This window comes from Rhodovulum kholense (genome assembly GCF_003053725.1).
In the GTDB taxonomy this organism is placed as follows: domain Bacteria; phylum Pseudomonadota; class Alphaproteobacteria; order Rhodobacterales; family Rhodobacteraceae; genus Rhodovulum; species Rhodovulum kholense.
Map to the genome: position 1 here is coordinate 1 of NZ_QAYC01000005.1, position 23,426 is coordinate 23,426.

The 23,426-nt window shown below is 66.6% G+C and carries 18 protein-coding genes, 1 tRNA gene and 3 pseudogenes; 8 read left to right on the plus strand and 14 right to left on the minus strand.

Features of this window, described 5'->3' with window-relative positions:
- Both C8N38_RS08085 and C8N38_RS08090 read right to left on the minus strand, forming a co-directional pair.
- Window positions 1–627, minus strand: a 627-nt coding sequence (locus tag C8N38_RS08085) for an IS5 family transposase (protein WP_108025966.1), incomplete at its 3' end; no start/stop codon positions are given.
- A gap of 784 nt (window positions 628–1,411) precedes the next feature.
- On the minus strand, window positions 1,412–2,218 hold the full coding sequence (locus C8N38_RS08090) for a hypothetical protein (RefSeq protein WP_108025968.1): 807 nt from the start codon (window positions 2,216–2,218) through the stop codon (window positions 1,412–1,414).
- 283 nt (window positions 2,219–2,501) lie between these two features.
- On the opposite strand from C8N38_RS08090, the pseudogene C8N38_RS08095 reads away from it, so the two are divergent.
- A pseudogene (locus tag C8N38_RS08095) lies at window positions 2,502–3,469 on the plus strand (IS5 family transposase).
- Window positions 3,470–3,699: 230 nt separating this feature from the next.
- On the opposite strand, the pseudogene C8N38_RS08100 reads toward C8N38_RS08095, so the two are convergent.
- From C8N38_RS08100 to C8N38_RS08125, 6 genes and pseudogenes are all read right to left on the minus strand, one after another.
- Window positions 3,700–4,107, minus strand: a pseudogene (locus C8N38_RS08100) (IS5/IS1182 family transposase); the annotation flags it as partial.
- Window positions 4,106–5,878: an ABC transporter ATP-binding protein gene (locus tag C8N38_RS08105; protein WP_108025971.1), complete on the minus strand. Its 1,773-nt coding sequence runs from the start codon at window positions 5,876–5,878 to the stop codon at window positions 4,106–4,108. The gene C8N38_RS08105 and the pseudogene C8N38_RS08100, both read right to left, overlap by 2 nt.
- A gap of 10 nt (window positions 5,879–5,888) precedes the next feature.
- Window positions 5,889–6,953: an ATP-binding protein gene (locus tag C8N38_RS08110; RefSeq protein ID WP_108025973.1), complete on the minus strand. Its 1,065-nt coding sequence runs from the start codon at window positions 6,951–6,953 to the stop codon at window positions 5,889–5,891.
- Window positions 6,943–7,641 (minus strand): response regulator, encoded by a 699-nt coding sequence (locus C8N38_RS08115; protein ID WP_108025975.1) that lies wholly within the window; start codon window positions 7,639–7,641, stop codon window positions 6,943–6,945. The genes C8N38_RS08110 and C8N38_RS08115 overlap by 11 nt, the downstream gene beginning before the upstream one ends.
- On the minus strand, window positions 7,638–10,754 hold the full coding sequence (locus tag C8N38_RS08120) for a multidrug efflux RND transporter permease subunit (protein WP_108025977.1): 3,117 nt from the start codon (window positions 10,752–10,754) through the stop codon (window positions 7,638–7,640). The genes C8N38_RS08115 and C8N38_RS08120 overlap by 4 nt, the downstream gene beginning before the upstream one ends.
- 12 nt (window positions 10,755–10,766) lie before the next feature.
- The gene (locus tag C8N38_RS08125) at window positions 10,767–11,927 is read right to left on the minus strand and encodes an efflux RND transporter periplasmic adaptor subunit (protein WP_108025979.1); all 1,161 of its coding nucleotides are present in this window, start codon (window positions 11,925–11,927) and stop codon (window positions 10,767–10,769) included.
- A 316-nt stretch (window positions 11,928–12,243) separates the two neighbouring features.
- Here C8N38_RS08125 and C8N38_RS08130 point away from each other — a divergent pair.
- A pseudogene (locus C8N38_RS08130) lies at window positions 12,244–12,627 on the plus strand (transposase family protein); the annotation flags it as partial.
- 666 nt (window positions 12,628–13,293) lie between these two features.
- The gene (locus tag C8N38_RS08135; protein WP_146176246.1) at window positions 13,294–14,757 is read left to right on the plus strand and encodes a calcium-binding protein; all 1,464 of its coding nucleotides are present in this window, start codon (window positions 13,294–13,296) and stop codon (window positions 14,755–14,757) included.
- Between the two features lie 237 nt (window positions 14,758–14,994).
- Here the strand turns inward: C8N38_RS08135 and C8N38_RS08140 are convergent, their stop codons facing one another.
- Window positions 14,995–15,300, minus strand: a complete 306-nt coding sequence (locus C8N38_RS08140) for an SdpI family protein (protein WP_108025984.1) — start codon at window positions 15,298–15,300, stop codon at window positions 14,995–14,997.
- Between the two features lie 440 nt (window positions 15,301–15,740).
- A tRNA-Ile gene (locus C8N38_RS08145) sits at window positions 15,741–15,816 on the minus strand.
- A 241-nt stretch (window positions 15,817–16,057) separates the two neighbouring features.
- Between C8N38_RS08145 and mce the strand changes: the two genes are divergently transcribed.
- Window positions 16,058–16,462, plus strand: coding sequence for a methylmalonyl-CoA epimerase (mce, locus tag C8N38_RS08150; RefSeq protein WP_108025986.1), 405 nt, complete (start codon window positions 16,058–16,060; stop codon window positions 16,460–16,462).
- Between the two features lie 44 nt (window positions 16,463–16,506).
- Here mce and plsY read toward each other — a convergent pair whose 3' ends face one another.
- The 4 genes from plsY to C8N38_RS08170 are packed head-to-tail and all read right to left on the minus strand — an operon-like array spanning window position 16,507 to window position 19,792.
- Complete coding sequence (gene plsY, locus C8N38_RS08155) at window positions 16,507–17,118, minus strand: glycerol-3-phosphate 1-O-acyltransferase PlsY (RefSeq protein ID WP_108025988.1); 612 nt, start codon at window positions 17,116–17,118, stop codon at window positions 16,507–16,509.
- A 4-nt stretch (window positions 17,119–17,122) separates the two neighbouring features.
- Entirely contained in the window at window positions 17,123–18,397 is a 1,275-nt protein-coding gene (gene pyrC / locus C8N38_RS08160) for a dihydroorotase (RefSeq protein ID WP_108025990.1), read from the minus strand.
- The gene (locus tag C8N38_RS08165; protein WP_108025992.1) at window positions 18,394–18,840 is read right to left on the minus strand and encodes a hypothetical protein; all 447 of its coding nucleotides are present in this window, start codon (window positions 18,838–18,840) and stop codon (window positions 18,394–18,396) included. Before C8N38_RS08165 ends, pyrC begins: the two co-directional genes overlap by 4 nt.
- A complete protein-coding gene (locus tag C8N38_RS08170) occupies window positions 18,833–19,792 on the minus strand; it encodes an aspartate carbamoyltransferase catalytic subunit (protein WP_108025994.1) in 960 nt (319 codons plus the stop codon). The genes C8N38_RS08165 and C8N38_RS08170 overlap by 8 nt, the downstream gene beginning before the upstream one ends.
- Window positions 19,793–19,890: 98 nt before the next feature.
- Between C8N38_RS08170 and C8N38_RS08175 the strand changes: the two genes are divergently transcribed.
- The 4 genes from C8N38_RS08175 (at window position 19,891) to C8N38_RS08190 (ending at window position 23,425) form a co-directional block, all read left to right on the plus strand.
- Window positions 19,891–20,670 (plus strand): uracil-DNA glycosylase, encoded by a 780-nt coding sequence (locus C8N38_RS08175; RefSeq protein WP_108025996.1) that lies wholly within the window; start codon window positions 19,891–19,893, stop codon window positions 20,668–20,670.
- Complete coding sequence (locus tag C8N38_RS08180) at window positions 20,667–21,296, plus strand: LysE family translocator (RefSeq protein WP_108025998.1); 630 nt, start codon at window positions 20,667–20,669, stop codon at window positions 21,294–21,296. Before C8N38_RS08175 ends, C8N38_RS08180 begins: the two co-directional genes overlap by 4 nt.
- 2 nt (window positions 21,297–21,298) lie before the next feature.
- Window positions 21,299–21,853, plus strand: a complete 555-nt coding sequence (gene moaB / locus C8N38_RS08185) for a molybdenum cofactor biosynthesis protein B (protein ID WP_108026000.1) — start codon at window positions 21,299–21,301, stop codon at window positions 21,851–21,853.
- A 108-nt stretch (window positions 21,854–21,961) separates the two neighbouring features.
- A complete protein-coding gene (locus C8N38_RS08190) occupies window positions 21,962–23,425 on the plus strand; it encodes an efflux RND transporter periplasmic adaptor subunit (RefSeq protein ID WP_108026002.1) in 1,464 nt (487 codons plus the stop codon).
- Window position 23,426: the final 1 nt, after the last annotated feature.

Consider the following 23,426-nt stretch of genomic DNA (forward strand, 5'->3'; position numbering starts at 1 on the left):
GTCGGCGATGGCGTCGTGGCAGGCGCGCGTGTCGTAGGCGCCGTCGGCAGTGACCGTGGCGATTTGCTGATCTAGGCCGTTCTGCTTCAGGAGCTCAGGCAGCATCGGCGCGTCGCCTGCATTGCCGGAGGTGACCTCGACGGCCCGGATCTCCAGCGTTTCCTCGTCTATGCCGATGTGGATCTTGCGCCAGACACGGCGCTTCGAGGCGCCGTGTTTGCGTCTGAGCCACTCGCCTTCGCCTTCCACCTTGATGCCGGTGCTATCCACGAGCAGGTGCAGCGGCCCCTTGGATCCGCGATACGGGATGGTCACGTCCAGGGTCTTCTGGCGGCGCGACAGGGTGCTGAAGTCCGGCACCGACCAGCCAAGCCCGGACAGTTCCAGCAAGCTCGCCACGAAACCGGTCGCCTGCCGAAGCGGCAGCCCGAGGAGGACCTTGAGGGTCAGGCAGGCCTGGATCGCGACGTCGCTGTGGGCCTGCTGGCGGCCGCGCCGTCCGGAAGGGACCGCGTCCCACTGCATCTCGGGATCGAACCAGACGGCCAGCGAGCCGCGCTGCCTCAGCGCCTGGTTATACGCTTGCCAGTTGATCGTCTTGCAGGTCGGCTTCGGAGGTCTGCTCATGCTGCCCGGCTAGCATGCTGGATTCACGAGATGAATCCCCTGGATTTGCGCAACAACGCCCCGGCGCCCTGCCATGTAGTTTAACGCTGCTTTGCAGCCTGTGTCATGATCAGGCGCTTTGATGATGGACTGCGCAACCGCAGTGATCAGCGAGAGTTTCGGACCTACGGCCTTCGGGCTTCCCGAAACACCGATTGGAATGACACCGCTCATCCGCTGCGCCTGGCATGAATGACCTGTGTGGGTCGAGGCTGTGTGAAAACTCGGACAGGCATCGTCGATGCCGAAACGAGGTTTTCCCAAAGGAACAACGGAAGTATTTCGTTCTGGCTCCGGCCGCCACACAGGCCGCTGAGAAAACTGTTCCCGCCAGATTCTCGAAATTGGCGTTTTCACACAGCCTCGGCCGAGCGCGTCAATCAGTTCATCGCCGTCGCTAGGGGCGTGGAGCGGCCGTTCGGCCCCGTTCCGAGGCATCGGTCGGGCTTCCCCAAAGCGGACCTTCACCGCGCTTCGACGCCGAGTCGGCCGGATCTCGGAAGTCTGGGCGGGGAGCGGACGTTCGGGGCCGTTCTGCGGCATCGGCCGAGCTTCCCCGAACTGGACCTTCACCACACCACAGAGCGCGCGGGCCTGAGATTCGGAATTCTGGGAAGGAGAGCCGACCTTCGCTGCGTCCTGAACGAACGGCAGCGAAGCGCAGCCTAGCCGCAAGCCTGCACCAGCCGCACGACCTCGATCTTGCGAAGGTCCGGCTCTTCATCTGCTGCCTCCGGTGCCGTGGTCACGATCTTATCCTCGTGTCCAGGCAACCGGCAGCAGGCCTGCCGGCCGCAGGCGTGTAAAGCGCCATTGCCCTGGCCAACAGCAGGGTGCGCGCAACTGATCGCCGCGAGGCAAGGAAGAGCGCGACCATAGCAAACCAGATCAGCGACGAGGCCAGCCCTCGCTCGGACAGGTCGTCGGTGATCGCGGCGATCCAGAAGCCGGGGCCGAAGACCAGAATCAGGACGACCATGCCGTATTCCAGAAAGGTCACGGCAAGATTGGGCGGCGGCAGCAGGTCGACCGGTTCGGCGGCCAAAGAGACCGGCCGCAAATACGGCACACCTTCCGCGGTTCCTATTCGTTCCTGCGCCAGGACCACCATGCGATCATGTCTGGCATTCCTGACCGCAAGCGAAAGGGCGGCCAGCGAGATGCAGATCAAGGCCGCCGTTCCCAGTGCCACCCGCATCGTCTCGAAGGCCACCAGCGAAATCGCGACTGCGGTTATCATGGGGCCGAGATAGATCATCGAGGCGGAAAAGACGATGTAGCCGACAGCGCGACGCAAGACGACAAGCAGCCAGCTGGAAAGGAAAATCGTAGCGGGCAGACAGATCGCGGCCCAACTGACCCAGGCGCGCCAGGAAACGGCCTCGGGCCGGAACAGGTCGAGCGGGTCGTTGAGCTGAAGCAGCGCGGCAAAGTAGAAAACCCCGAACAGGACCGCGCCCAGAAGAGCCGCGCTGCGCAGTTTTCCGTCCCAGCATTCCGGTGCAGATCCCAGTACCAGGCGCACCGACCAGAGACTACGCAGCACCGACATCAGAACCATCCTTTGGGAACCGCTTTCGCTGCCCTGTTTTGCAGGACATTCCAGCCTTCCCGTATATCGTCCGCCGTTTCATTCGCCCAAGATGCTACGAAAGGCCAGTTTGGGGAAGCTGCGGCGCAGCGCAGGCCAGCCTCGTGAATGCCCGGAGAGGGCCGTCAGCTTCAGGTAGTAGGAGGCCGGAGGGAGCTGCGCGGTTTGTCCGCCTAAGGGTGTTGTTGCAGAACTTGGCCGGTGAAGGATTCACATCGGGAATCCATGCGGTTAGACGAGCGGCATGAGCAAGCCCAAGCCCGCCCGCTACCGCACGACGAACTGGTCCGCCTACAACGATGCGCTCAGGAAGCGCGGGTCACTGCTGATCTGGCTGGACAAGGAGATGACCTGGCACGCGCCGCATGAGGGACGCCCGGGGCGCCCGCCGGTATTTTCGAATGCCGCGATCCAGTTCTGCCTGTCGATCAAGGTGCTGTTCAGGCTGCCGCTCAGACAGACAGCCGGGATGGTCGCGAGCCTCCTGCGCCTTGCTGGGCTGGATTGGCCTGTTCCGGACTACTCGACCCTATGCCGCAGGCAGAAGACCCTGAAGGTTCAGACCCCCTATCGCCGTGCTGGCGGGCCACTGAACCTGCTGGTGGACAATGAGGCATTGACCGCCATTGGTCCGAGGACAATGCCGAATGGCATCACGTTTCTTGGCGACGGCGAATGGCAGGCCCGCAAGCAGGGCGTTCAGGGTCGTCGCCAATGGCGCAAGGTGCATCTGGCGATGGACACTGCCACATCTGACATCCGCGCGGTTGAGTTCACCCCGAGCCGGGAAGGTGACAGCCCCGTCCTGCCGGACCTGCTTGGCCAGATCCCTGAGGCGAGGACATTGGCCCCGTGACCGCAGATGGTGCCTGCGATACCCGCCGCTGCCACAGCGCCGTCATCGCGCGCGGCGGCACGGCAATCATACCGATCCGCAGGAACGGTCGGGCTTGGAAAGAGGACTGCCCGGCTGCAAAGGCGCGCAACGAAACTCTGCGCGCCACGCGTTATTACGGTCGGGCATTCCGGAAGCGGTGGACCGGATATCACACTCGCAGCCGCGTGGAAGCCAAGATGCGATGCCTGACGGCTTTCGGTGAGCGCATCGCCGCGCGGGATCCCGATCGCCAAACCGCCGAAATCCACATCCGGGCCGCCCTTATCAATCGCTTCAACGCGCTCGGCATCGCCGACGTCGTCCGCGTGGCCTGAGCACCGACGGGAAAGGGCCACTCACACCTCAGGCCGACGTTCTGAAACAACGCCTTCCGGGAGCGAAAAGCCAGAGGTCAGTCTGGTGACATCAAACCGCTCTCGTGTCCCAGACGACGTGGGCAACGGCACGAGGTAACAGCCGTGCAAGCCGCAGGTGCGGATTGAAGGCAGCTGCCACAGCCCGAAATGCCCTGCATCGCTTTCGTTTGAAGCGTCTTGCAGGCATTGCGGGCAGCCTTTGAGAGCGGTTCGGCTGAAGGCCGTGAACTTGATCTCCTCCTGGCCCATCCCAGGTTCTCGGCATTGCCATAGGCCGTGTCGGCGGCCAGCCAATCCGGCCGGATCCCAAACCGCTTTTCCGTCCTGTCGAGCATGGTGCGCGAGGCCCCGACCTCGGCGTGGCGGATCGCCCTTGTCGCCTCGACATCCATGATCACCGAGCTCTTGGTGTCGATCAGGTAATTGGTGGCATAGGCAAAATAAAGGCGGCTTTCCTCGGCGCGGGTCCATTGTGCCGCTGGGTCCGACTTGGCGACGAACTTCGGCTGGACCGGTGATGCCGCTCCGAAAGCGGCGTCATCCGGTGTCTCCAGATATTCCCGCGCTGCTTTTTCCCCGGCTTCCCGCGCGGCCTCATGTGCCTGCCAGAAGCCCGGCATAGACGCCGCCTTGTGCCTCAAGCGCGGCGTGGGTGCCGGACTCCACCACGCGTCCGCGCTGCATGACCACGATCAGGTCGGCCTCGCGGACAGTCGAGAGGCGGTGCGCGATGGTGATCGTCGTCCGGCCCTCCGACATCGCGCCGAGCGCGTCTGACATCGCCCGCTCTGTTTTTGTATCGAGCGCGCTGGTCGCCTCGTCCAGCAGCAGGATCGGCGGGTCGCGCAGGATGGTGCGGGCCAGGGCCAAGCGCTGCTTCTCGCCGCCGGAGAACCGGAAGCCGCCTTCGCCGACAAGGGTGTCGTAGCCCGCGGGCAGCGCCGCGATGTGGTCGTGGATCTGCGCCACCCTGGCGGCCGCGATCAGCTCTGCCTCGGTGGCGTCGGGCCGGGCGAAGCGCAGGTTGTCGGCGACCGAGGCGTGCAGCAGGTAGGGCTCCTGGGAGACGACGCCCAGCATCTGCGAGAGCGTCTCGAAGCTCAGATCCCGCAGGTCCACCCCGTCGAAGCTGATCGCGCCGCCGTCCACATCGAAGAGACGCGCCAGCAGGTAGCCGAGCGTCGTCTTGCCCGAGCCCGTCGGGCCGACGATGGCCACATGGCTTCCGGCCGCGACAGTGAGGCTCACGTCCTCCACGGCGGGGCCGTCTCCCTCGGCATAGGCGAAGCGGACGTGGTCGAGCTGCACCTCGCCGCGCATCTCGGAGCGGGGGATGGTGACGGGATCGGCGCGCTCTGTGATCTCGACGGGCTTGTCGAGATACTCGAAGACGCGGGCGAAGAGCGCGCGGGTCTTGCGCGTCTCGCGTCCGATCTCGAGCAGTTGCTCGAAGGGCCAGAGAAGCTGTTCCTGAAGCGCGATCATGGCGACCAGCGTGCCGATGCTGGCCGGGTTGGCGGACTGCATCAGCAGGCCCCCCGCCAGAAGCGTCAGCGCGGGCAGGGTTGCGAGCGCGAAGCCGATCAGCGACCATTGCCATTCGCCTGCGGTGTGCGCGCCGACCTCGACCCGCGACAGATCGCGCGAGAGGCGCGCGAAGCGCTGGGTGAGCCACGGGCCTCGCCCCATGGTGCGGGAGAGAATGATGCCGGGGGCGGACAGCGTCTCCTCCACCGCCGCCGACATGTCGGCGGCCCGCGCCTGCTGCCTGTAGGTCAGCGCCTCGCGCAGCCGGGCGACCCGGGCGCTGATCAGCACGGTCAGCGGCACGACGACGAGAACGAAAAGCGCCAGCCGCCAGTCGAGGATGACAATGGCCACCGCCGTCATCGCCACCGCGCTCAGCGAGCGGCCAAGTTCGTTCGCGGTGTCGGTCACCAGTGCCTGCAGCCCGGCGATGTCTCCGGCGATCCGCGATTGCACCTCGCCGGTGCGGGTGTCGGTGAAGAACCGAAGCGACAGCGTTTGCAGGTGCGCGTAGAGGCGCACGCGAAGATCGTGCAGGATCTCCTGGCCGATGCGGGTGCTGAGAACGACCTGCAGCGCGCCGATTCCGGCCGAGGCCAGCGCCGCCGCGATCATACCGCCCGCGAGCCAGGCTAGCAGCGGCAGGTCCTGCTGGGGGAGGGCGGTGTCGATGATCGCGCGCAACAGGAACGGTCCGGCCAGTCCGAGGGCCGAGGCGAGCACCATCAGCGCCATGACGCCAGCGATCCGCGCCCGGTACGGGGCAAAAAGGTTCAGGACACGGCGCATCGACACATGCCGCGCGGCGAGCGCGTCATAGGCGTCGGGATCAAACGTCATCGGTCTTTCCTCAGGAATGGGTTTTGCTTGGAAGCCGGATCTCGACGGTCAGGCCCGTGGGGGTGTGTGGCAGGATCCGCGCCTCGCCGCCATGGGCGCGGGCGATGGCCCGCACGATGGAGAGCCCGAGGCCCGATCCGCCGTGGCTGCGCCCGCGCGAGGCGTCCGCCCGCCAGAACCGGTCGAAGGCGCGGGCCCGCTCCTCCTCCGCCAATCCTGGTCCGGTGTCGGAGCAGCGGAAGACGACGTGATCGCCCTCCACAATGGTCTCGACGTGAACGCGGCTGTGGGGGGCGTAGCGGCGGCAGTTCTCCAGCACCGCGACGAAGGCCTGCCGCAGTCGGGTCCGGTCCGCCATGACCCAAGCCGAACCGAGCGCACGGGTGACTTCGATGCCTGAAGCGGCGAGTTCCGCCTCGAGGCCGCTCAGGGCCGCACCGGCCTCTTCGGCCAGGTCGAGCCGCACGCCCGTGAGGTCCAGCCGACCGGCATTGCCAAGGGCGAGCGTGCGCAGCTCCTCCACGATCGCCGCGAGATGGTCGACATGCGCGATGAGCCGTCCGTAGGCCTCGGGCGTCGCATCGAAAACCCCATCAGAGAGACCCTGCAACCGGCCGCGCAGGATAGTCAGCGGCGTGCGCAATTCGTGGGCGATGGCCGAGTTGGAATAGGCAAGCTCCGCCTCGGCACGCTCGAGGCGCTCAGCCATGGTATTGAAGTCGGCGAGCAGGTCCGCGGCTTCCCGGAAGCTGCCATGCGGACCCTCGGCCCGGGCGGAGAAATCGCCCTCGGCGATCCGGCGCGCGGCGCCGCCGACCGACTTCAGAGGCTCGGTGATCCGCCGCGCAAGGCGCCACCCGATCCAAGATGCCGTCAGCAGGCCGAAAGCGAGCACGGTCAGCACCATGACGGTGTCGGCCGTCCGCCAGCCCACGAACCCATCGGGCTCTGCGGGATAGAGCCACTCGTAGATCACGAAGAAGTAGGCCATCAGGCCGAGCCAGACGATCAGCGCCGCGATAAGCGTCAGCGCCACTATGGTGCGCGAGATGCGCGCGTTGAGGTTAGCGGCCATGGGGTGCATCCAGACGGTAGCCGAAGCCGCGCACGCCGGTCAGCATGTCGCCCGCGCCGGCGGCTGCGAGCTTGCGGCGCAGGTTGCTGACATGGCTGTCGACGGTGCGGTCAAGCGCGGCGCCCTCGGGAAGGCAGGCATCGACGAGGTCGGCGCGGCTGAAGGCCCGCCCCGGCGCGCGCGCCATGTGCGACAGGATGCGGAACTCCGTCGGCGTCAGGTCGAGCGAGACCGCCCCGCGGTCGCATTCCAGCATCGCGCGACGGGCCTCGGGATCGACCGTGAGCGAGCCCACCCGCACGAGGCTCTTCCCCGCCTGGCCCATCGTGCGGCGCAGTACGGCACGGGCGCGGGCAACCACCTCGTGGGGGTTGAACGGCTTGACCACGTAATCGTCGGCCCCGATCCGCAGCGCCTGCAGCTTGTCGAGATCCTCGGCCAAAGCCGTGGCCATGATGACCGGCGTCTCGCCGCGCCGCCGGATCGCGGCCAGTACCTCGAAGCCGTCCTTCCCCGGCAGCTTGATGTCGAGCACGACGAGGTCGGGCCGCAGGGTCTGGTGATGGGCAAGGCCGGTGGTGCCGTCGCGGGCGCAGATCACGCGGAAGCCCTCGCGCACGAAGTAGCCTTCGAGGATCTCGGCGATCTCGGGCTCGTCCTCGACGATCAGGATAAGGGCGTCGGTCATGCGGTGGCCCCCTGCGGATCAGGTTCGGCCTGCAAAGCGCCGGGTACGATACGGCTCACTGCGACGTAGAGGAGCGGCACAAAGAATACGGCAAGGACCGTGGCCGAGAGCATACCGCCGAAGACGCCCGTGCCGATGGCGTTCTGGACCTCGGACGCCGCGCCCTTGGCCACCACGAGGGGGACGACGCCGAGGATGAAGGCGAGCGAGGTCATGACGATGGGCCTCAGGCGCAGGCGCGCGGCCTGCATGGTGGCGCGGTTGAGCCCCATGCCGCCCTCGCGCAGGTGACGGGCGTATTCGACGACGAGGATCGCGTTCTTGGCCGAGAGGCCGATGATGGTGACGAGCCCGACCTTGAAGAAGACGTCGTTGTCCGCGCCGCGCAGCAGCACCGCCGTCACGGCGCCGAGGACCCCAAGCGGCACCACCAGCATCACCGCGAAGGGGATTGACCAGCTTTCGTAGAGCGCCGCCAGCACGAGGAACACGATCAGCATCGAGGCGGCGAAGAGCATGGGCGCCTGGCTGGCGGATTGCTTTTCCTGCAGCGACTGCCCGGTCCATTCCACGGCGAAGCCTTGCGGCAGTTCCTTGGCCAGACGTTCCATCTCGGCCATGGCGGCGCCGCTCGACACGCCGCCTGCCGCCTCGCCCGAGATGCGCGCGGCAGGATAGCCGTTGTAGCGCTCGAGCTGCGAGGGGCTTGGCTCCCAGACGGGCGTCACAACTTCGGAGAGCGGAACCATGGCGCCGCTATCGCTGCGCACCTCGAGCCGCAGCACGTCCTCGGCATGCATCCGGGCCTCGGCCTCGGCCTGCACGATGACCTGCCGCATCTGCCCCTGGTAGGGAAAGTCGTTGACGTAGGTCGAGCCGATGGCGGTGCCGATCGTGTCGGTGATCGCATCGAAACCGAGCCCGAGCGTCTGCGCCTTTTCCCGGTCGATCTTGAGCGCGATGGCCATGCCGTCGGGCAGGCCCTCGCTCATCACGTCCGAGAGCATCGGGCTCCGGGACGCGAGGGCGACCAGCCTCTCCTCGGCCGCCTTCAGCGCCTCGGGACCGGCGTTGGCGCGGTCTTCCAGACGCAGGGAGAAGCCCGAGGTCGTGCCGAGCGACTCGATGGCGGGCGGTTTCATGATCATGGCAATCCCCTCGGGTATGTCGGCCATCGCGGCTTCGGCGGCGGCAATCTCCTCGTCCACGCTGCTCGTGCGCTTATCCCAGTCCTTGAGGCTGGTGAATGCCTGCGCCGCGTTCGGCCCCGAACCCGAGAAACCGAAGCCGAGGATCACGGTGTTCTCGGCGATGTCGCGACGGGTCGCGGTATGCGCCTCGTAGGCGGCGATCACGTCGCGCGTGCGCTCGGCCGTGGCGCCCGCCGGAAGCTCGAACATCGCCATGAAGCTGCCTTGGTCCTCTTCGGGAACGAATGAGGTCGGGAGCCGCGTGTAGGCGACGGCCAGCACTGCGCAGAGCGCGATGTAGAGTACGAACATCCGTCCGCCGCGGCGCAAGGTCCAGCCGACCCAGCCGGTATAGGACCGCGTCAACGCGTCGAACCTGCGGTTGAACCAGCCGAAGAACCCGCTTGCCTTGCCATGATCCGTCACCGGGCGCAGGAGCGTGGCGCAGAGCGCCGGTGTGAGGGTCAGCGCGAGGACCGACGACAGCAGGATCGACACGGCCATCGACAACGTGAACTGCTTGTAGATCGCCCCGACCGATCCGCTCGCCAGGCCCATCGGGATGAAGACCGCGACGAGGACGAGCGTCGTGCCGACGATGGCCCCGGTGATCTCGCGCATCGCCTGCTGTGTTGCGGCCCTGGGCGAAAGCCCCTGCCGCGCCATGATCCGCTCGACTGCCTCGACCACGACAATGGCGTCGTCGACGATGATGCCGATGGCCAGCACCATGCCGAACATGGTCAGCACGTTGATCGAAAAGCCGGCCGCCCACATCGCCGCGAAAGTGCCAAGGAGCGCGATCGGCGCGACGATGCCCGGGATCAGGGTGTAGCGCATCTTCTGCAGAAAGAGCAGCATCACCGCGAAGACCAGCACCATCGCCTCGATCAGCGTGTGGATCACCTTCGAGATCGACACCTTCACGAAGGGCGCGGTGTTGTAGGAGATCGACACCTCCATATCGCCCGGCATGGCGAGGCGCAGCTCTTCCAGCCGTTCCTCGATGGCGGCGGAGGTGCGGACGGCGTTGGCGCCAGGCGTCATCTGGACCGCCGCGGCGGCGGCGGCCTTGCCATTGCTGCTGACGCTGAAGGCAGTGGTCTGCGCGCCCATCTCGATCCGCGCGACATCGCCGAGCACGAGCCGACCGCCATCGGGGGTGGCGCGCAGGGAGATCGCGGCGAAGGCCTCGGGCGAGGTTAGCTTGCCCTCGATGGTCAGCGGGGTCGAGATGCGGGTCCCGGGCACGGTCGGATCGTCGCCAACACGGCCCGGCGCAGCCTGTGCGTTCTCGCGCGAGATCGCCGCTGTGACGTCGCTCATGGACAGCTCGTAGCCGGCAAGCTTCGCCGGATCGACCCAGACCCGAAGCGCGCGGTCGGATCCGAAGGACTGCACCCGTCCGACACCGGGCACGCGCTTGAGCTCTTCGCCAAGCGTGCGGTTGAGGTACTCGCCGAGGCCGAGTTCGTCCGTGGCCCCGGTCTTCGACCGCAGCGTGATCACCATGAGAAAGCCCGATTCCGCTGCCTCCACGCTCACGCCCGAGCGGCGCACCGGCTCGGGCAGCAGCGCCTCGGCGTTCTTGAGACGGTTTTGCACCTCGACCTGCGCCAGATCGGCATTGGTGCCGGGCTTGAAGGTCAGCATGATGTTCGCCCCGCCCGTCGCATCGACGGTCGATTCGTAATAGAGCACATTCTTGACGCTCGAGAGTTCCTTTTCGATCGGCCGGATCACGCTGTTGGAAACGGTCTCCGCGTCGGCGCCTGAATAGCTCGTGAAGATGCTGACGCTCGGCGGCGCGATGTCGGGAAAGCGCGCGACGGGCAGTTTCGGGATCGCGACGATCCCGGCAAGCGCGATGAAAATCGCGATGACCCAGGCAAAGACCGGGCGTCGGATGAAGAACTGGGCCATGTCGCACGTTTCTCAGGACTGGGTATCGGTGGGGGTGGCATCGGGGCTGCGCGTCTCGGCCGTGACGCTCGCGCCGGCGGGCACGCGGTTCTGGCCGCGTATCGCCACGATCTCTCCGGGCTTGAGGCCCGAGGCGACCACGACGCGATTGCCGACGCGCGCGCCCAGCTCCACATCGCGGCGCGCGGCCTCGCCGCCGACCGAGACGATGGCAAGCTGCGCGCCTCCCGTCGAAGTGCGCAGCACGGCGTCCTCGGGCACGAGAAGGGCGTCCTCGATCACCCCGTAGGGGAGGCTCGCGCGGACGAACATGCCCGGCAGGAGGGCAAGGCCCGGGTTCGCCGCCTCGATGCGGACGCTGACATAGCCCGTTCCCTGGTCGACGATGACATCTGACGATTTCAGCGTCCCGGTCAAAGGGTCGGAGGCGCCGCGGTGCTTGTGGATCGTGACCGCCCCCAGCCCGTCCTCGGCCGCCGTCAGGACCGCGTCGAGGTCGCCCTCCGGCAGTCTCAGATCGACATTGACGGTCTCTAGATCCTGCACCACTGCCAGCGCCGTGTCCCCGCCGACCGAAACCAGCCCGCCGATCTCGGCCAGACCGGCGGCGACGTAGCCGTCGATCGGCGTGCGCAGGGTCGCGAAATCCAGATCGAGGCGCTTGCGCTCCACCGCAGTGCGCGCTTCAGCAACGCCGGCCTTCGCGAGCTCAAGTTCGTTGTGCGCGGCCTCGTTGGCCTGGAGGCTGACAGTGTTCGTCGCCAGCAGGGAATCCGAGCGTTCGGCGGCGCGCCGGGCATGGGCCTCAGCGGTCAGCGCGCGCGCCAGCGCCGCTTCCGCGACGGCTAGGTCCGCCTTCAGGGGCGCTGGATCGATGCGGAAGAGAACGTCACCGGCCGAGACCCGCGTGCCTTCCTCGACGTGGCGCTCGAGGATCAGGCCACCGACCTGAGGACGGATCTCCACCCGGCGCCCGGCCGCAACGCGCCCCGAATACTCGGAGGCGAGCACGATCCGCTCGGGCTCGACCATCGCCACGGTCAGTTGCACCGCGGCTTCGGCTTCGGCATCTTCCGGAGCAGCAGCGTCCGAACGCGGACCCCACTGGACCGAGACGACCGCCACGGCCACCAGGCTGAGGACGGAGAGGATGAGGAACTTGCTGCGTGTCATAGGACGCCCCGACAGTTTCACACCGCAGCCAAATGGCATCGCTTGGTGGACGTAGCGCCGAGGTTTCGTGGAGCTTTCGTGGAGGCCAGACTGCAGAGCGACGGTCGATGCGACATGCAAAGGATTGCTCACATATCGGTCGAAATCCAGACCGATGAAGTGCAAGCATCCGGCGTAGGCTGCGGTCAGGCGGCGCAGCGTTGCTCCGCTGCCCACCCCTTAAGTGTTCCATCCCGGATGATCACATAGACCCGCGGCGGTCTTCCCTGTTCATGGCAAGATCGCTTCTGCGCGAGGTCCGGGATGGAGGGCGGAGATGCTGATCTCTCTTCACAAGAAGGCGACGACGACGCCCAGCGCCACGACCACGCCCGCCGTCAGAGCAGCAATACAGCGATCACAAGCTTCGACCGCGGCGCTGAGCCGGGAGCTCGGGATCAATCCGAAGACGGTGGCCAAGTGGCGCAAGCGCGAGACGGTGGAAGGTCGCAAGACAAGGCCGAAAGAGCCGCGCTCCAGCGTTCTCGGCGAAGCCGAGGAAGCAATGGTTGTCGCGTTCCGGCGGCACACGCTGCTGCCGCTCGATGATTGCCTCTATGCCCTCCAGCCGACGATCCCGCATCTGACCCGATCAGCACTGCATCGGTGTCTTCAGCGGCATGGCATCTCACGGCTACCGGATGTCGAAGGGGACAACCCCACGCCTTGCGAATACATCTGCAAGATCTGGACTTCAGAGCCGGACAGATTCATCGTTGACCCGATCCACCAGATGCCGGGACTGAACACCTAGGGCGGACATCGGACGTTCGGGACTGACGCCGTGTATCGCCCCAGAATCCGAAGAGCGGACCTTCGCGGCGCCGCAGAGGCTTGGGGCGATAGGACCGGAAGTCGCGCGTTTTGCCGAGCGGTCAGGGAACAAGAACACCACTTATTCCATGCAGATGCGTTTCTGAATGATCCGTGAAGCGAATGGGCTCTCCAACGGCCTGATCACATCCAATCCGCGCTGACCGCCCAACGCTTCCACAGCGAAGGCCGCGACCAGTTTCTCTGCCATGCCGGGGGTTTCTGCTTGCTTCAGGGATAACACTCCCCCGGACTGTCGCCTGCTCCGTCCGGTCCTATAACGCTGCGCGCAGGTTCAAGTGCCGTGGCGGCCTCATCTCCCAGGAATAGTTCCGCAAGGTCCCGATTTTGGAATTTGGCTGACTCACAGCCACCTCGATCAATCAGATGTCGTGAAGGAACGCCGAAAAGCCTAAAAGGCGAATAATTCAGGCCGACAGTGTTAAGGAAAAATTCACGACTTTCCAAAATTGTCGCCGAAGAGGATTTGACCATTTCCCGGGGGGATTTTGCTATGTCGATGATTTCCAACAACACATCTAGTACGCAAATGGCACTTTCCTTGTTGACCGCTCAGGCCGGATCGTCGGGCGCACAGGCTGCCGCATGGGAGGCCACCGAGCAATCTGACGGGGCAACTGTAGACCAGTCAGGTGGAACAAGCCGCTATGACATCAACGCTATCTTCAATGCTGAAAGCAGTTTGCGAAGATCAAAGCTCGACGCCGTGGCAGAGTTGTCAGAATCCCGGCCTGGGACAGCCGCCGACCAAAGCCGACGGGAAGCCACGCAACGCGAGGTCATTCGGCTGAACGCCCGCGCCGAAAAAATGTCCATAGCCCTGCAAAGGCTGGGGTCAGGGCCCTTGTCGGAGGGGCAGCGGATCATTTTTCTGTTTTCCAGTGGCGAAAGCAATGCCGTCAGCATCTTCACAACCGGAAAGGCGGAATCCATCTACCTTGGAGGCGGCGGCAACGTCCTGTCAATTCAGGCCAACACAGCCGAGAGTATTTCCACTGGCGGTGGTCATGACGCAATCGCGATCAAGGCGGACTCCGTTTACAGCGTCTATACAGAGCGAGGCGCAGGTTACGAATTCTCTGTGAGATCGGACGGCTCCAGCTATCCACGGTACGTTGCGGCGAGCGAAAGCAACGATGCCGTGGCCATACAGGCGCGGCGCGCTGCCAGTATTTATACAGGCGGCGGCAACGATGCCATAGCCATTCAGGCCGCTTCTATCCAAAATGTTTACGCGGGTAAAGGCGCAGACGCCATTTCGCTACAGGGCGGTGTCGTCTCGGGCATTTATGCAGAAGACGGCAATGATGTGATTGCTGTCGATGCGGCCATCGGCATGTCGGTCCTACACAACCTTGTCAGTGGATCACTCATGCTGGGCGGAATTGAATACATTCGGCCCCAGAACCTCGAGGACAGGATGAGAATGGCCACGACGAGCTATTCTTCCGATGTCCTCGGCGGGTCCGGCAATGACACCATTTCCGTCTCCGTTCAAGAGGTCATCTCAATAGACGGGGGTGCGGGCGATGATGTTATCTCGATTGGAAGTGGCACGGTTGGATTGCGTGTCGGGGCCGGCTCGGGGAACGATGTGGTTCGTGTGTCCCAAGGCGCGGAACTGGTGATCCAGACCGACGATACTGACTTCAGTTTTGAAAAGGATGGCAACGATTTGATCGTGCGCCATTCGGGAGGCTCGGTTCGAATTGAGGATTATGAAAACGCTGCCGCCATTGCGGTTGCTGGCTCCGGCGCGGGATACAACACGACAGAGCTACTAGCGCAGCGGGAAAGAGAAACGGCTGATCTCCGGAATTTTGTCGAAACTGCCGAGGGGACGATTCTGACAATACCCGAGGACAAAATTAACTTGGATCTTGGGATTGAATTTGAAAGCTCGGATTTCCAGATGATCCACATTGCAATCACCAATCCGCTGGACGTCAGAGTGTGATATGTCCATTTAATCTATTTGGCTTGCGAATGACGTAACGGTATCGATGGCGGGACCTTGGCCCCTTCAGGGCGCGCTGCAACCCACGATGAATGGCCACTTTCTTGATTCAGGAGGCGGCAGGCGCAGGGCGCTCAACGTCGGCTATCGGCAGCGAGCGCCCGAGCGGGCGGCCCGAGGGGCTCCGGCGCCATGCTGCGCCGCCGCAGGCCCGCTCCGGGCCCTTAGCCCCGTTCCTTAGCTCATGGTCCCAACGATCACGGCCAGAATAGCGGAGCCGACCAGCGTTACAGTGGCGACCAAACACTTTACAGAGAGATTGAGGTCGAGGGCAAACACGCGCCAGATGACCGCTGTGGATACGAGTCCTGACAGAACCAAACTCCACCCCACATTCGCATTCACAGCATACCACACCGCTTCATTGCTCAAGGTTCTGCCAGTGCGGGAAGCGGTCGTTGAGTTGGGGGGAACCATCTGCAACGCCATCATCAGACCGATTGCGCAGAAGATGGCCGGGGGAAGCAGCATCAGGTATTTCATTGGTTTCTCCAAGGCGATCGGTGTCCGTTTCGGCCGCCCTCCGGACCTTGGCGGCTCCAGGGCGTGCTGCAACCGCAATGCACGGCCGCTTTCGTGGTTCCGCAGGCGGTGGAGGCTTGGGCGCTCAACGGCCGCAATCGGCAGGAGGCTGACAGAATGGCCGCAGTGAATCGCAGGTCGGAATTGGAGAGGTGCCAGGCGGCCCTCGCGCTCGGGTGCCGCTTGGCGGCTTGGGGACGGGCCGCATGGATAGCGCGGTCCTTCATTTGCGGAGGAAACCTGCTGCTATGGGACGGGGGGCCGTGGCTCGGGGGCATCTGAGAAGTGGCGGCATTCCCTGCCCGGAATCGCCGTCGTAAAAGGGCAAGGTGGCCCACGCCCGTTTCGCTGTGGGGTGGGCTCCTGATTTCGCGTTTAAAATCAGATGGATAAGTTTGGGGTGGTAGGCCCGGAGGGACTCGAACCCCCAACCAAGGCGTTATGAGCGCCCTGCTCTGACCATTGAGCTACAGGCCCGAACCTGTGGTTTCCCTAGCATCCCGGCGAGAGGGGTCAAGACAGAACCGTGCCGCTAAAGGTCTTCGGCCCCGGAACGAGGCCGGACCTTGCCTCCGCCCAAGGCGTCTTCGCGTGCAACTCGGCCCTGCCGGACATGGCGGCGGCGCTGCCACGCCAAGGGCTTGCCGGTTCGGCAGGGGCTTGCGCCGCGCTGCAGCAGGGCGGATAAACCGGCCGCACATCATCAGGAGGACAAAGGATGATCGGCCGTCTCAATCATGTCGCCATCGCCGTGCCCGATCTCGAGGCCGCCTCGGCGCAATATGCCGATACCCTGGGGGCCAAGGTCGGCGCGCCGCAGAACGAGCCCGATCACGGCGTGACCGTGGTCTTCATCGAACTGCCCAACACCAAGATCGAGTTGCTGTACCCGCTGGGCGAGGCGAGCCCGATCCAGGGCTTCCTCGACAAGAACCCGTCGGGCGGGATCCATCATATCTGCTACGAGGTCGAGGATATCCTGGCCGCGCGCGACCGGCTGAAGGCGCAGGGCGCGCGGGTCCTCGGCTCGGGCGAGCCGAAGATCGGCGCCCATGGCAAGCCCGTGCTGTTCCTGCATCCCAAGGACTTCAACGGTACGCTGATCGAGCTGGAACAGGTCTGAGCCCAAAGTCCGGACACCGAGAGGCCTGCGCCCGGGCGCGGGCCTCAGCCGGTCTTGCGGCCGATCCTCGGTTCGGTCCCGGCCAGAAGGCGGCGAATGTTCGCGTGATGGCGGATGAAGATCAGCACCGCCAGCACCGCCGTCAGCAGAGCGACCTCGGCCCGGTTCAGCACGATGGCCCAGATCGGCGCCAGTGCTGCCGCGGCCAGCGCCGAGAGCGAGGAATAGCGCAGCGCCGCCGCGACCGCGGCCCAGGTGGCGCAGGCCGCGATCCCGACCGGCCAGGCCAGCGCCAGCAGCGTGCCGAGGAAGGTCGCGACCCCTTTGCCGCCCTTGAAGCCCAGATAGACCGGGAAGAGGTGGCCAAGAAACGCCGCGCCGCCCGCGATCTGGGCCGCATCCTCGCCCGCCAGCGCCCGCGCGATCAGCACCGCGATCCCGCCCTTGCCCGCATCCAGCACCAGCGTCAGGAAGGCGGCCAGCTTGTTGCCGGTCCTCAGCACGTTGGTCGCGCCGATATTGCCCGATCCGATCTTGCGCAGATCGCCCAGCCCGAAAAGCCGGGCCATGACGAGGCCGAAGGGCACCGCCCCCAGCAGGTAGCCGCCGACCCCGAACAGCGCCAGCAGAAGAACGGAAGTGTCGAGCATCGGCATCGGGTCAGTCTCCGTCGTAGACGCGGGTCCCTGCGACCCAGGTGCCCAGCACACGGCCCTGCATCCGGGCGCCGTCGAAGGGCGTGTTCTTCGATTTCGATTTCAGCGCGAAGCGGTCCAGCACGAAGGGCGCGTCGGGATCGAACAGCACCAGATCGGCCGGGGCGCCCTTGGCGAGCCGTCCGGTCGAGAGGCCAAGCCGCCGCGACGGGTTCAGCGCCAGCGCGCGCCAGAGCTGGGGCAGGGAGATCGCGCCCGCATGCACCAGCCGCATCGCGGCCGGCAGGATGGTTTCCAGCCCGACCGCGCCCGAGGCGGCCTCTTCATAGGGCAGGCGCTTCGATTCCTCGTCCTGTGGCGTGTGCATCGACGAGATCACGTCGATCAGTCCCGAGGCCACGGCCTCGACCAGCGCCACGCGGTCGGTCTCGGCCCGAAGCGGCGGCTTGACCTTGAAGAAGGTGCGGTAATCGCCGACGTCGAACTCGTTCAGCGTCAGGTGATGGATCGAGACGCCCGCGGTCACGTCGCGGCCATTGGCCTTGGCGCGCTCCAGCGCGGGCAGGGCGCGGGCGGTGGTGATCTGGTCGGCGTGGTAGCGCACGCCGGTCAGCTCGACGAGGCCCATGTCGCGGTCGAACCCCATCCGTTCGGCGAGCGCCGGCACCGAGGGCAGCCCGCGCAGCGAGGCGAACTTGCCCGAGGTCGCGGCGGCGCCGCCCGACAGCCCCGGGTCCTGCGGATGCGCCATCACCAGCGCGCCCAGCGACCGGGCATAGGTCATCGCCCGGCTCAGCACCTTGGTGTCGGTGACTACATGGTCGCCATCGGTGAAGGCCACGGCGCCCGCATCCAGCAGAAAGCCGATCTCGACCATCTCGCGGCCCTCGCGGCCCTTGGTCAGGGCGGCCATCGGCTTGATCCGCACGGGGCTTGCCTCGCGCGCGCGGCGGGTGACGAATTCCAGCACCTCGGGCGTGTCGATGGCGGGCAAAGTATCGGGCCGGGTGACCATGGTGGTCACGCCGCCCGCGGCTGCGGCAAGCCCCGCGCTGCGGAAGCTTTCCTTGTGGCGCTCGCCCGGCTCGCAGATCTTCACGCCGATATCGACGATGCCCGGCGCAAGACAGGCGCCCTTGCAGTCGATCACCCGGTCGCAATCGGGCGGCGCGTCGTGTCCCTGATCGAGGATCGTGCCGCCGCCCGTCAGCATCCAGCCGGGGGCGTCGGTGCCCGCCTCGGGGTCGATCAGGCGGGCGTTGGAAAAGACGGTTCTCATGCCTCGGCCCCTCCGGGGGCGGTTCTTGCCGCGTCGATCCGGGCCTTCACCCCGGCCGGATCGGCGAGGAACTTGATCAGATGCTTGTCGCCGCTCAGCGTGATCACCTGGGTCGCCGCGCCGATCACCCGGACCCTGGCGATGCTCGACAACCGCACGCGCCGCCCGCCCGGACCCAGAAGGGCGCGGTCGGTCAGGGTCCAGCTTGCGCCCAGCTCGTCGCCCATCAGGAAGGCGCCGCGCAGCCCGATGGCCAGCAGCGCGGCCACGATCCCGGCCCAGGGGTAGGGGTTGCCGGTCAGCGCCAGCAGCCCCGTCGCGCCGATCCCGGCCAGGACCGCGATCACCACATGCGCCTTGACATAGGCGGCACGGTCGCCCTGAAAGCGCAGCCGCACGGTCTCGCCCTCTTCCAGCGGCGTCTCGGCCTTCGGATCAAACATAAGTGCCCTCCCCGGCGGCGCGGGCCGCGCGCAGGTTCCGCGCCAGCAGATCCATGCAGGCCATCCGGACCGCGACGCCCATCTCGACCTGGTCCTGGATGACCGACCGGTTGATGTCGTCGGCCAGCGTCCCGTCGATCTCTACGCCCCGGTTCATCGGTCCGGGATGCATCACGATGGCGTCGTCCTTCGCATAGGCCAGCTTTTCGGCATCAAGCCCGAAGCGGTGGTAATATTCGCGTTCCGAGGGGATGAAGCCGCCATCCATCCGCTCTTTCTGAAGCCGCAGCATCATCACGACATCGGCGCCGTCGAGGCCCTCTTTCATGTCGTCATAGACCTCGACCCCCATCTCGGCGGCCCCGGACGGGATCAGCGTCGGCGGCCCGATCAGCCGCACCCGGTTTTCCATCTTGCCCAGCAGCAGGATGTTCGAGCGCGCCACCCGGCTATGGGCGATGTCGCCGCAGATCGCGACCGTCAGCCGCTGCAGCCGGCCCTTGGCACGGCGGATCGTCAGCCCGTCCAGCAGCGCCTGGGTCGGGTGTTCGTGCCGCCCGTCGCCCGCGTTCAGCACCGCGCAATTGACTTTCTGCGCCAGCAGGTCGACCGCGCCCGAATGCGGATGGCGCACCACCAGCAGATCGGGATGCATCGCGTTCAGCGTGAGGGCGGTGTCGATCAGCGTCTCGCCCTTTTTGATCGAACTGGCCTGCATCGCCATGTTCATCACATCGGCGCCAAGCCGCTTGCCCGCGATCTCGAAGCTCGACTGGGTCCGGGTCGAGGCCTCGAAGAACATGTTGATCTGGGTCAGCCCCGCCAGCACATCGGCGTGCTTGGTCGCGCCGCGGCTGAGGTCGACATAGGTTTCGGCCAGATCGAGGATGATGCGAACATCCCAGGGGCTGAGATGTTCGATGCCAAGCAGGTGACGCGCGCGAAATTCCATGGGGCCTCCGACCTGAGTGGCCCGCTTATAGAAACGGGGGGGCGCGCGGGCAAGGGAGGCATTGCCGAAGCCCCCTGCGGCGGCATAGCCTAGGCGCCATGGAACCCGCATTGACCCCGCAGGACGCTCTGGCGCTTCTGGCCTGGCAGGTGGAACTCGGCGCGACCGAGGCCATCGGCGAGAGCCCGGTGAACCGCTATGAGGAAGTCCGGCCCGCCCCGGCGCCCAGGCCCGTGGCAGCCGCGGCCGCGCCAGCGGCCCGGCCCGCGGCGGTCGATCCGGTGGCGCTGGCGCGCGCGGCGGCGGCGGCGGCGCAGGATCTGGAAGGGCTCGCCGCGGCGATGGCCGCCTACGAGCAGTGCGATCTGAAGAAGGGCGCGCGGAACCTCGTCTTTTCCGACGGCAATCCGAAGGCCCGCGTGATGGTGATTGGCGAGGCCCCGGGCCGGGACGAGGACCTGCAGGGCAAGCCCTTCGTCGGCCGCGCCGGGCAGCTTCTCGACCGGATGTTTTTCCATATCGGGTTGGGGCGCGCCGACCCGGCGGCCGAGCGCGCGCTTTACATCACCAATGTCCTGCCCTGGCGCCCTCCGCAGAATCGCGACCCCGAGGCGCAGGAGGTGGCGATGATGCTGCCCTTCCTCGAACGCCATGTCGAGCTGGCCGATCCCGACATACTGGTCCTGATGGGCAACCATTCCTGCGGCGCGCTTCTGGGGCGGAAGGGCATCACCCGGCTGCGCGGCCACTGGGTCGAGGCGCTGGGTCGGCCCGCGCTGCCGATGTTCCATCCGGCCTATCTGTTGCGCAATCCCCATGCCAAGCGCGATGCCTGGCACGATCTGCTGATGCTGCAGGCGCGGCTGAGGGGCGGATGATCGGGCCGGTCGATCCCCTGACGCTGGCGGCCTTCGTGCCGGCGGCGCTGGCGCTGAACCTGACGCCCGGCGCCGACATGATGTTCTGTCTGGGGCAGGGGCTGCGCGGCGGCCCGCGCGCGGCGCTGGCGGCCGATCTCGGCATCGCGCTGGGCTGTTTCGTTCATGTGACGCTGGCCGGGCTCGGGCTCGGCGCGGTGGTGGCTGCGGTCCCGGGCGCGTTCGAGGCGATCCGCTGGGCGGGCGTCGCCTATCTGCTCTGGCTGGCCTGGGGCGCGCTCCGGCACGGGGCGCTGGCGCCGGGCCTGCCCGCCGTCACCCCCCGCCGGGCCTTCCGCGAGGCGCTGGCCGTGAACCTCACCAATCCCAAGGTGATCCTCTTCGTGCTGGCCTTTCTGCCGCAATTCGTGGTGGCCGAGCGCGGCGCGGTGCTGGCGCAATTCCTGATCCTGGGGGCGGTGCTGTCGCTGGGGGGCTTCATCGTCAACGGGGCGGTCGGGGTCTTCGCCGGGCGCGCGCGGCAGGTCCTGAGCGGCTCGCGCGCGGTCGAGCGTGGGCTTGGCGTCGTTTCGGCGGCGATCTTCACGGCGCTGGCGGTGCGGCTGGCGGTTCTGCAAAAGGGGTAGGCATGGCAGGTATCGACGGGGGCATCGACGGGACCAGAGAGTTCGTCTCGGTCAGGATCGCGGTCCTGACCGTGTCGGACACGCGCGGGCTGGCCGAGGACCGTTCTGGCCAGACGCTGGCCGACCGGATCGCGGCGGCGGGTCATATCCTGGCCGACCGCAAGATCCTGAGGGACGAGCGCGCCGAGATCGCGGACCAGCTGCGCGCCTGGTGCGCCGATCCCGAGATTGACGTGGTGATCTCGACCGGGGGCACCGGGCTGACCGGGCGCGACGTCACCGTCGAGGCCCATCGCGATGTCTATGAAAAAGAGATCGAGGCCTTTGCGACGCTCTTCACCCTCGTCTCCTTCGGCAAGATCGGCACCTCGGCGGTGCAAAGCCGGGCCACCGGGGGCGTCGCGCAGGGCACCTACCTGTTCGCGCTGCCGGGCAGCACCGGTGCCTGCAAGGATGCCTGGGACGACATTCTGGTGCATCAGCTCGACTATCGCCACCCGCCCTGCAATTTCGTCGAGATCTTTCCGCGACTCGACGAACATCGCCGACGGAAATAGGTATATTCACCGTAATGAATGTGTGGCCCGTCGCGGCCGCCCGGGCGTCTCTGCCGGGCACTGCGACAGGCGGCCTTGCGACCCGATGCGACGGGAAAGGACGGTTCGATGCGTTTCCTCCGCCGCAGCCTCACGGGGCTGTTCCTGCTGGCCCTGACGCTTGGGCTTCTGGCCTATGCGGCGGCGACGCTGCGGTCTGCCATCGACGCGCGCCGGGCCGACCGGCCCAAGGCGCCGCCCGCCGCCGAGCGGGTCTTTTCCGTCAACGTGACCCCGATTCGCCCGCAGACCGTGACGCCCGAGCTGACCGCCTTCGGCGAGATCCGCTCGCGCCGCAGCCTCGAGCTTCGGGCCGAGGCCAGCGGCCGCGTGGTCTATCTGCATTCCGCCTTCGAGGAGGGCGGGCGGGTCGCGGCGGGCGAGGTGCTGTTGCGGGTCGATCCGGCCGACGCGACCTCGGCCCGGGATCTGGCGCGGGCCGACCTGACCCAGTCCGAGGCCGATCTGCGCGACGCCAGGCGGCGTCTCGATCTGGCCCATGACGAGCTGGCCGCGACCGAGCTGCAGGCCGAATTGCGGCAAAAGGCGCTGGGGCGCCAGAAGGACCTGCGCGGGCGCGGCGTCGGCACCGATGCCGCTGTCGAAGAGGCCGAGTTGACGGCCGCCGCCGCCGATCAGGCGGTGGTGTCCCGGCGCCAGGCGCTGGCCCAGGCCGAGATCGGGCTTGAAACCGCGACCACGTCGCTTGCCCGCGCGCGGATCGCGTTGGGCGACGCCGAACGGGCGCTGGCCGATACCGAACTTGTCGCGGCCTTTTCCGGCACGCTGATTGACGTCAGCCTGGTCGAGGGCGGGCTGGTCGCCGCCAACGAACGGGTAGCCGACCTGATCGACGTCTCGGCGCTCGAGGCCGGGGTGCGGATCTCGACCGCCGAGTTCAGCCGGCTGCTGGACGACAAGGGCGCGTTGCGGCCGCTGCCGGTGACGGTCGCGCTCGATGTCTACGGGTCGAACCTGACCGCGCGGGGGGTGCTGTCGCGCGAAAGCGGGGCGGTGCCCGAGGGGCAGGTGGGTCGGCTGGTCTATGCCCGTCTCGACGACGCCCCGGGCTTCCGGCCGGGCGATTTCGTGACGCTCCGGATCGAAGAACCCGCGCTGGAGGATGTCGCGGTCCTGCCAGCCACCGCGCTGGACGCGTCGAACGAGATTCTGGTGCTGGACGCCGAGGATCGGCTGGAGGCGGTGCCGGTCACGCTTCTGCGCCGTCAGGGCGACCGGGTGATCCTGCGCGCGCCCGGGCTTGCGGGCCGCGAGGCGGTGGCCGAGCGTTCGCCGCTTCTAGGGGCGGGGATCAGGGTGCTGCCGCTGCGTCCCGGCGCCGCCGCCGAACCGGAGGACAAGACGGAGGCGACGGTCGAACTCAGCCCCGAACGCCGCGCCGCGCTGATCGCCTTCGTCGAGACCAGCCCGGCCCTGCCCCAAGAGGCGCGCGCCCGGATCCGCGTCCAGCTCGACCAGCCGCGCGTGCCCGCGCAACTGGTCGAACGGCTCGAAACCCGGATGGGGGGCTAGG

Bases quoted from the DNA above. Each gene is read 5' to 3' on its own strand.
- plsY (WP_108025988.1), bottom strand. From the start codon at position 17,118: ATGCCGATGCTCGACACTTCCGTTCTTCTGCTGGCGCTGTTCGGGGTC.
- C8N38_RS08190 (WP_108026002.1), top strand. From the start codon at position 21,962: ATGCGTTTCCTCCGCCGCAGCCTCACGGGGCTGTTCCTGCTGGCCCTG.
- pyrC (WP_108025990.1), bottom strand. From the start codon at position 18,397: ATGAGAACCGTCTTTTCCAACGCCCGCCTGATCGACCCCGAGGCGGGC.
- C8N38_RS08105 (WP_108025971.1), bottom strand. From the start codon at position 5,878: ATGACGTTTGATCCCGACGCCTATGACGCGCTCGCCGCGCGGCATGTG.
- C8N38_RS08110 (WP_108025973.1), bottom strand. From the start codon at position 6,953: ATGGCCGCTAACCTCAACGCGCGCATCTCGCGCACCATAGTGGCGCTG.
- C8N38_RS08140 (WP_108025984.1), bottom strand. From the start codon at position 15,300: ATGAAATACCTGATGCTGCTTCCCCCGGCCATCTTCTGCGCAATCGGT.
- mce (WP_108025986.1), top strand. From the start codon at position 16,058: ATGATCGGCCGTCTCAATCATGTCGCCATCGCCGTGCCCGATCTCGAG.
- C8N38_RS08165 (WP_108025992.1), bottom strand. From the start codon at position 18,840: ATGTTTGATCCGAAGGCCGAGACGCCGCTGGAAGAGGGCGAGACCGTG.
- C8N38_RS08135 (WP_146176246.1), top strand. From the start codon at position 13,294: ATGTCGATGATTTCCAACAACACATCTAGTACGCAAATGGCACTTTCC.
- C8N38_RS08125 (WP_108025979.1), bottom strand. From the start codon at position 11,927: ATGACACGCAGCAAGTTCCTCATCCTCTCCGTCCTCAGCCTGGTGGCC.
- C8N38_RS08170 (WP_108025994.1), bottom strand. From the start codon at position 19,792: ATGGAATTTCGCGCGCGTCACCTGCTTGGCATCGAACATCTCAGCCCC.
- C8N38_RS08120 (WP_108025977.1), bottom strand. From the start codon at position 10,754: ATGGCCCAGTTCTTCATCCGACGCCCGGTCTTTGCCTGGGTCATCGCG.
- C8N38_RS08180 (WP_108025998.1), top strand. From the start codon at position 20,667: ATGATCGGGCCGGTCGATCCCCTGACGCTGGCGGCCTTCGTGCCGGCG.
- C8N38_RS08090 (WP_108025968.1), bottom strand. From the start codon at position 2,218: ATGTCGGTGCTGCGTAGTCTCTGGTCGGTGCGCCTGGTACTGGGATCT.
- C8N38_RS08175 (WP_108025996.1), top strand. From the start codon at position 19,891: ATGGAACCCGCATTGACCCCGCAGGACGCTCTGGCGCTTCTGGCCTGG.
- moaB (WP_108026000.1), top strand. From the start codon at position 21,299: ATGGCAGGTATCGACGGGGGCATCGACGGGACCAGAGAGTTCGTCTCG.
- C8N38_RS08115 (WP_108025975.1), bottom strand. From the start codon at position 7,641: ATGACCGACGCCCTTATCCTGATCGTCGAGGACGAGCCCGAGATCGCC.